This window comes from Aeromonas sp. L_1B5_3 (assembly GCF_963866575.1).
Taxonomy (GTDB): domain Bacteria; phylum Pseudomonadota; class Gammaproteobacteria; order Enterobacterales; family Aeromonadaceae; genus Aeromonas; species Aeromonas jandaei.
Genome location: NZ_CAWMDN010000101.1, coordinates 99304 through 107077 on the forward strand (window position 1 = coordinate 99304; position 7774 = coordinate 107077).

The 7774-nt window shown below is 60.9% G+C and carries 5 protein-coding genes; 3 read left to right on the forward strand and 2 right to left on the reverse strand.

Going from position 1 to position 7774, the window contains the following annotated elements; translation table 11 throughout:
• Positions 1–79 precede the first annotated feature (79 nt).
• On the reverse strand, positions 80–1285 hold the full coding sequence (locus AACR93_RS08110) for an ROK family transcriptional regulator (protein ID WP_043850427.1): 1206 nt from the start codon (positions 1283–1285) through the stop codon (positions 80–82).
• Positions 1286–1404: 119 nt separating this feature from the next.
• Between AACR93_RS08110 and AACR93_RS08115 the strand changes: the two genes are divergently transcribed.
• The 3 genes from AACR93_RS08115 to AACR93_RS08125 all read left to right on the forward strand — a co-directional run bounded on the left by AACR93_RS08115 (position 1405) and on the right by AACR93_RS08125 (position 7091).
• Positions 1405–4692, forward strand: coding sequence for a DUF5107 domain-containing protein (locus AACR93_RS08115; RefSeq protein WP_043850428.1), 3288 nt, complete (start codon positions 1405–1407; stop codon positions 4690–4692).
• 72 nt (positions 4693–4764) lie between these two features.
• Positions 4765–6219, forward strand: coding sequence for a sugar porter family MFS transporter (locus AACR93_RS08120; protein WP_043850429.1), 1455 nt, complete (start codon positions 4765–4767; stop codon positions 6217–6219).
• The gene (locus AACR93_RS08125) at positions 6216–7091 is read left to right on the forward strand and encodes an aldose 1-epimerase (RefSeq protein WP_043850430.1); all 876 of its coding nucleotides are present in this window, start codon (positions 6216–6218) and stop codon (positions 7089–7091) included. Before AACR93_RS08120 ends, AACR93_RS08125 begins: the two co-directional genes overlap by 4 nt.
• A gap of 417 nt (positions 7092–7508) precedes the next feature.
• Here AACR93_RS08125 and AACR93_RS08130 read toward each other — a convergent pair.
• Positions 7509–7774: DUF4113 domain-containing protein (locus tag AACR93_RS08130; RefSeq protein WP_043850431.1), on the reverse strand; the 266-nt coding region annotated here is incomplete at its 5' end.

A 7774-nucleotide genomic window follows, 5' to 3' on the forward strand; every position in this document is an offset into this window, starting at 1 on the left:
GGCGACAAGCGACATTGGGAGCAGCCGAACTGGCAGTGCTGGCTACTCCTTTTTCCTGCATTCAACTTGTAGGGGGGCGCTATCGGGTGGCGGGCTGACTCGCTCCCAGCTCGCGCTCAACGTAGAGATAGCCAATCCCCATCACTTGCTGGGCGCGGCTGAGCTGGCCAAAACGGATGTGGGTGGCGTTGACGGCATCGCTGCAGTCGAACGGGTTGGCACCGGTCTGGTGGATGATGGTCTGCAGCCACTCCTCGCCAAAACCGCAGCTGCGACCATAGAGCCAGATACGGTTGATGTTGAGGATGTTGAGAAAGTTGTAGAGGCTCAGGCCAATGGCGCGGGCACCCTCATCCACCATGGCCCGGATCATGGGTTCTCCCTGCTGATAGCGTGCCAGCAGCTGGGCTGTGCCGACACGCCCCTCCGCCAGCGCAGCGGGATCCGCCCCCTGCTGCTTGAGGAAGACCCGGGCCCGCTTCTTGATGGCCGAGAGGGAGGCGACCGTCTCCAGGCAGCCGTAACGGCCGCAGGCACAGGCGCTGCCATCCGGGTTGATGATGGTGTGGCCGATCTGGCCGCTGCCAAACAGGGCACCCCGGTAGATCTGGCCGTTGATGATGAAGGCTGAACCGATGCCGTAGTCGACGTTGATGACGCAAAAATCGCCGACGTTTTCCGCTCCCTGCCACTTCTGGGCCAGCGCCAGCATGATGCAGTCGTTGTCCACCATCACCTCGCAGCCGAGGCGCTCCTCCAGCAGATACTTGAGCTCGACCGGTGCGTGCCAGGGGGCTTGTGGCATGGTCTGCGACACCCCGCTGGCCGGGTTGACCTGACCGTGTACCGCGATGGCCAGCCGGATCGCCAGCCCCTTGTGGCGGCGCTTGTGCTGGTAGTAGCAGGTCTCGATCAGGCGCAGCAGCTCGTCCGGGGTTTGCGGCGCAATTTTCTGGCCGGCGTAGTCGTCGAGGGGGGTGATCAGGTTGTCCACCAGGATGCTCTCCAGACTGGTGGGGCTGATATTGAGGCAGAGGATCGCCCCCTGGCCGCTGGCGATGCGGTAGCTGCCGCCATTGATGCCGCGTTGGGAGAGGTTCTGCTCGCTGTGGCTGATGGCCCCCTCGGCCACCAGCTCGTCGAGGATCTTGCTGACCGCCGGGATGGAGAGCTCGCAATGGCGCGCCAGGGTGGACTTGCTCGCCTCCTTGAGCTGGTAGAGCAGAGCCAGCAGCACCTGCTTGTTGTGGTGGCGTACCTTCTGGTTGTTCAACCCTGTGCTCATCACTTCACTAAACTCCGCTTACTGTATTGCGTGATCTTTCAGCAATTAATGGTGGTTTAACCATTCTAATCTGGTCTCACTGAAATTTTTACTAACAAGTATTAAGTGAGGCGAGATTGATGAGAGCTGATGTCAAGGTCTGGGTCGAAACCATCACCCTGCCGACCTACGAGGTGGGCGCCGAAGATCCCAACCCCATGTTTCTCGAGAAGCGGGTCTATCAGGGCTCCTCGGGGGCCGTCTATCCCTATGGGGTGATCGATACCCTCACCGGTCAGAAGCAGATGAAGTCCTATCGGGCGGTCTGGCTGGAGAACGACTTCATCAAGGTGATGTTGCTGCCGGAGCTGGGCGGTCGCATCCACCGTGCCTACGACAAGGTGATGAATCGTGATTTCGTCTATTACAACGAAGTGATCAAGCCGGCACTGGTGGGGCTGGTGGGCCCCTGGATCTCCGGCGGCATCGAGTTCAACTGGCCGCAGCACCACAGACCCACCACCTTCATGCCGGTGGATTTCACCATCGCGGAGCATGAGGGCGGCGCCAAGACCGTCTGGCTCGGTGAGGTGGAACCGATGCGCGGTCTGCAGGTGATGGCGGGTTTCACCCTCTATCCCGACAAGGCGCTTATCGAGATCACCGGCAAGATGTTCAACGGCAATGACACGCCGCGCCATTTCCTCTGGTGGTCCAACCCGGCGGTGAAAGGGGGCGATGCCCACCAGAGCGTCTTCCCGCCCGATGTGACCGCAGTCTATGACCACGGCAAGCGTGACGTCAGTGCCTTTCCCATCGCCCGCGGCACCTACTACAAGGTGGACTACTCCGCCGGGGTCGATATCTCCCGCTATCGCAATATTCCGGTGCCCACCTCCTACATGGCGGACAAGTCTGACTACGACTTCGTCGGCGCCTACTGCCATGATGAACAGGGCGGCCTGTTGCACGTGGCGGATCACCACGTGTCGCCGGGCAAGAAGCAGTGGAGCTGGGGCAATTGTGACTTCGGTCTGGCCTGGGATCGCAACCTGACCGATGACAACGGCCCCTATATCGAGCTGATGACCGGGGTTTATACCGACAACCAGCCCGACTTCACCTGGCTGGATGCTGGTGAAGAGAAGGTGTTCGTGCAAAATTTCCTGCCCTACAACACCCTGGGCACTCTGCAAAACGCCAACACCCGCGCCGCCATCAAGCTGGAGCGCAGCGATGACGGCCTCGTCTGCGGGGTCTATGCGGTAGCGCCACTTCTCGGGGCCAGCTTCGAGGTAAGCGACGAGGGGGGCGTGCTGTTTACGCAACCTCTGGATCTGCAGCCGGGTCAGGCCTGGCTGGAGCCGTTCGCTATCACCAGCGAGGGGCGTTTACAGGTTCGTCTGCTGGATGAGCAGGGTCAGACGATCCTCTGCTATCTGGAGCATCAGCCCGCAGGCGAAGCCTTGCCGGATCCGGCCACGGCGCCGGAGCCCGCCGTCAATCTCAACTCGGTCGACGAGCTCTACTTCATCGGTCAGCATCTTGAGCAGTATCTGCACGCCAGCCGCTCGCCCTTTGATTACTACCAGCGGGCGCTGGAGCTGGATGGCGGCGACTATCGCTGCAATCTGTCGCTGGCGACCCTGGAGTACAACCGTGCCAACTATGAGCCGGCGCTGGTCTACGTCAATCAGGCGCTAACCCGTGCCCATCGCCTCAACAAGAACCCCCAGTGTGGCAAGGCGAGCTTGCTGCGGGCCCATATCGAGGAGCGACTCGGCCAGTTCGATGCCGCCTTCGATGACTTCTACAAGGCGACCTGGAGTGGCAACTGCCGCGACAGCGGCTTCCTCGGACTAGCCCGCATCGCCATGGTGCGCCGGGATCCCGCGCAGGCACTGCAATTTGTCGAGAAGAGTCTTGCCGTCAACGGCACCCACTACGGCGCCATCGCTCTCAAGGGATTGGCCCTGCTGGAGTCTGGTGAGCCGGAGGCAGCCATCGCCTATATCGACGAGCAACGCGTTCGTTATCCACTTCACTATCAGCTGGCCTTCCTGCGCTGGCTGGCAAGCGAGCAGCCAAACGATCTTGAAGCGCTGCGCACCCTGTGCAACGGGCGTGGCACCAACCTCTGCTTCCTCGTCAGCGAACTGCTGAGCTGGGGTCGCCCCGAGCTGGCGCAGCAACTGCTCTCAACACTGCAGGTGGAGGAGACCCTGCCGCTGCTGTTCGAGGCTGCATTGTTGCCGGAAGGTGAGGCGCAGGATGCCCTGCTGGCGCGAGCCGAGCAGGCGTTTGGCCGCAAGGTGCGCTTCCCCAACACCCTAGGCGAGTTGGCCATGCTGGCGCAGCTTTCCCACAGCTGGTTTGCCAGCTATCTGCTGGGCTGCTTTCACTACAGCAAGCGCAACTACGGGCAGGCGATTGCCTTGTGGCAGCGGGTGTGCGAGCAGGCACCGGACTTTGCCCCGGTCTGGCGCAACCTCGGTATTCACCACTTCAACAAGGCGGGTGATATGGCGGCGGCCGAGCAGTGCCTCCGTCGGGCCTTTGCTCTCAAGCCGGACGATGCGCGACTGCTGTTCGAGCTGGATCAACTGCACAAGCGCTGCGCTATGGCGCCAAGCGAGCGGTTGGCGCTGCTGGAGGCGCATCGTGAGGTGGCCCTCAAGCGCGATGACCTGACCGCCGAACTGCTCAGCCTCTATCACATCACCGGCCAGCTGGAGGCTGCGGCGGAGATCTTGCGGCTGCGCGAATTTCACCCCTGGGAGGGGGGCGAGGGCAAGGTGACCGGTCAGTACCTCATCAATCAGCAGCGCCGGGCGTTGGCATTGATGACTCAGGGACGCCACGAGCAGGCTATTCCGTTGCTGCAACAGGCGCTGCACTACCCTCTCAATCTGGGAGAGGGGCGTCTGGTGGGACAGACCGACAACGACATCCACTACCTGCTGGCGCTCTGCCATCTGGCCTGTGACAACCAGAGTCTGGCGGCCCAGTGCCTGCAATCGGCTTGTCTGGGTCAGGGTTCACTGGGGGCCAGCCGCTACTACAACGATCAGCCGGTGGATTATCTCTTCTATCAGGGTATGGCGCTGGCTTGTCTTGGACGGGTTGCCGAGGCGCAGCGTCTCTTTGAAGGGATGGTCGGCTGGGCCGAGCAGGCAATGGGCGAGTCGGTCGAGGCGGACTTCTTCGCCGTCTCACTGCCCGACCTCATCGTGCTGGATGACGATCCGCAGCACAAACACCACCAGCACTGCCTGCTGGTCCGGGCCCTCGGCCTGCTGGGGCTGGATCAGCGCGAAGCGTGTGCCCAAACCCTGCGCGAGCTGCTGACCCTCAACCCGGCCCACGACAAGGGGCAGCTGTTTGCCCTGATCTGCCGCGAGCTGTCACTCAATCCATCACTGCCATAACAACGACGGGCGCCCTGCCACGGTACGGGGCGCCACTGCACCCTACAATCGACAAGATAATAAGGATGAGTCATGGAACACACTCAACATCGCTCGGATACGCACCGGCTCAACATGGGCTACGTCTGGATGATCTGCCTGGTGGCCGCCTGCGGAGGTCTGCTGTTTGGTTACGACTGGGTGGTCATCGGCGGGGCCAAGCCCTTCTATGAGGCCTATTTCTCCATCACCGATCCGGCCCAGTCCGGCTGGGCCATGAGCTCGGCGCTGGTGGGCTGTGTGCTGGGGGCTGTTATCTCCGGCTGGTCGGCGGATCGCTTCGGCCGCAAGAAGCCGCTGATCCTGGCCGCCATCCTGTTTACCATCTCGGCATGGGGCACGGCTGCGGCCAGCAACTTCGATCTGTTCGTGGTCTATCGCATCGTGGGGGGGATCGGTATCGGTCTGGCTTCTGCGCTCTCGCCCATGTACATCGCCGAGATAAGCCCAGCCGACAAGCGGGGCAAGTTCGTTGCCATCAACCAGCTCACCATTGTCATCGGTGTGCTGGCGGCTCAGCTGGTCAACCTGATGATCGCCGATCCGGTGGCGAGCAACGCCACCCAAGCCGATATTCTGGCGACCTGGAACGGCCAGTCCGGCTGGCGCTGGATGTTCGGTGCCGAACTGGTGCCGGCGCTGGCGTTTTTGGTGCTGATGTTCTTCGTGCCGGAATCACCGCGCTGGCTGGCCAAAGATGGTCAGTATGAGCTGGCGGCCCGCATGCTCGGCAAGATTGGCGGGGATGGCTATGCCAAGCAGACGCTGGCCGAGATCAGCCAGACTCTGGTGGGTGAGTCGGCGCACAAGGTATCGCTGGCGGAGCTGGGCAAACCCTCGGTGCGTCCCATCCTCATCATCGGCATGGTGCTGGCGGTGTTCCAGCAGTGGTGCGGCATCAACGTCATCTTCAACTACGCGCAGGAGATCTTTGCTTCCGCCGGGTTTGACATCAACAGCACCCTCAAATCCATCGTCGCCACCGGCCTTATCAACCTGCTGTTTACCCTGATTGCGCTGCCCATGGTGGACAAGCTTGGCCGTCGCAAGCTGATGCTGATTGGCTCGGCTGGTCTCACCATCATCTACGGCATGATGGCCGCGGCCTATGCTAGCGGCGTGTTGGGCTTGCCGGTGTTGCTGCTGGTGCTGGCGGCCATCGCCATCTATGCGCTGACGCTGGCGCCGGTGACCTGGGTGCTGCTTTCGGAGATCTTCCCGAACCGGGTACGCGGGCTGGCGATGTCGGCCGGTACGCTGGCGCTCTGGATCGCCTGCTTCGTGCTGACCTACACCTTCCCGCTGCTTAACGCCGGGCTGGGGGCCGCAGGCAGCTTCCTGCTCTACGGCATCATCTGTTTTGCCGGGCTGATCTTCATCTACCGCAAGGTGCCTGAGACCAAAGGGGTGACGCTGGAGGCACTGGAAGCCCAACTGGCCCAAGGTAAGGTTGAGCTGACGCCGACCAAGGCTAGCGCCTCGGCATGACGGTTTACACATTGAGCAACCCGCATCTTCGGATGCGGGTTTCAACCCAAGGAGCCTGTGTGTTGGGGCTGGAGGATGAGCAGGGGCGACCGTTGCTGCGCGATAGTGACCCCGGTGCATCTTGTCATCCCGGCGAAAGCGCCCTCCTTCCCATGGTGCCGCTGGCCAACCGGGTAGCAGGCAACTGTTTTGAGTTGTGGGGGGAGGAGCATCGTTTGCCAGAAAGCCCGGTTGATCCCGACTTCTTCCTGCATGGCGATGGCTGGTTGCTGCCATGGCAGCGGGTGGCAGGCTCAGCCAGTTCGGTGACGCTGCAGCTTGCCAGCCAATGCGGCCCTTTTCACTATCTGGCCGAGATTGACTATCGGTTACAGGGGGTGAGCCTGCTGGCTCGCATCAGTCTGACCCATCTGGGGGAGGTGCCCTGTCTCTACGGCGCTGGTTTTCACCCCTTCTTCTGGCGCGACGAGCAGACAAAGATTCGCTTTCTGGCGAGCGGCGTCTGGCAAGAGGGGCCGGATCATCTGCCGACCGACTGGTCGAGCAGGCTGGCACCCCACCTCGACTTTCGCCAGTGGCAGCGCCCACAAGGGTGGCTCAACCACTGTTACGGTGGCTGGCATGGTACGGCCGAGCTGGAGCATCCCGCTCGTCGGCAGCGGTTGAAGGTGGCCAGCGACGCCCCCTTCCTGATGCTCTATCAGCCGGATGAAGCGAGCGGTTTTGTTTGTCTTGAGCCCCAGAGTCATGCCGCCAATGCCCACCATATGGCCGGTCACCCCGGCCTGCGTCTGCTGCAGCGCGGTGACACCATGAGCATCGCCATGACCATCACCCTGATGCCTGAACCGACAACACTTTGTAAGCCATAGCTAGATCAGCGGTGATATTGTGCGGGTTGGGTGTTTGCCGAAAACGGAGAAATAAAAAGGGCCGCCTCTTGCGAGGCGGCCCTTTCCAAACGTTTGGTGGGCTGGGGGATGTTGAACCTAATGACTAACTAATTGATCTTAAATTAAAATCGCCAATTCAGAAAATTAATGTATGCCTAACCGTATGCCTAACATCAGAACTTCTGCAATAACATAGTGTCATCTGGGCTGGAATGGTCATATGTGGTTAATTGGCCGTGGAGGAAATTTTAACTCTCACCTTTCTCAAAAGGTAACTGACTCTTGCGAAAGTTGGCGCTCTCTGTTGTATCAGTTCCTCGTTTGGAAAAAAATTTCCCGTCCAAAATTTACCTGTCCAGCGAGCTTTGAATAGACTGTTTCAACCTTCTGTGGCTTTTACCTCGCCAGCGGCAGGTCCTCCCAGCGGGTGGTGTAACAGGGGCTCAGGTGCTCTTGTCGCATCATCCACTCAGGCGACCCCGAGCCTTGGCTGGCAAAGCCTACGCGCCCCAATCCCTTGGCTTTGATCTGGTCCATCACTGCCATCAGCGCATCCGATTGAGCGGATGACGGGGCAAACAGATCGGCCTGTTGTTGCCCCTTGGGGGTGAACTCACTCAGCATGACGCCCCCCTTCTGATAACGGTAACCGTCGCGCCAAA

What these genes read in the sequence shown, in the direction of transcription:
- AACR93_RS08110 (WP_043850427.1), bottom strand. Translation starts at nt 1,285, where the DNA reads ATGAGCACAGGGTTGAACAACCAGAAGGTACGCCACCACAACAAGCAG.
- AACR93_RS08115 (WP_043850428.1), top strand. Translation starts at nt 1,405, where the DNA reads ATGAGAGCTGATGTCAAGGTCTGGGTCGAAACCATCACCCTGCCGACC.
- AACR93_RS08120 (WP_043850429.1), top strand. Translation starts at nt 4,765, where the DNA reads ATGGAACACACTCAACATCGCTCGGATACGCACCGGCTCAACATGGGC.
- AACR93_RS08125 (WP_043850430.1), top strand. Translation starts at nt 6,216, where the DNA reads ATGACGGTTTACACATTGAGCAACCCGCATCTTCGGATGCGGGTTTCA.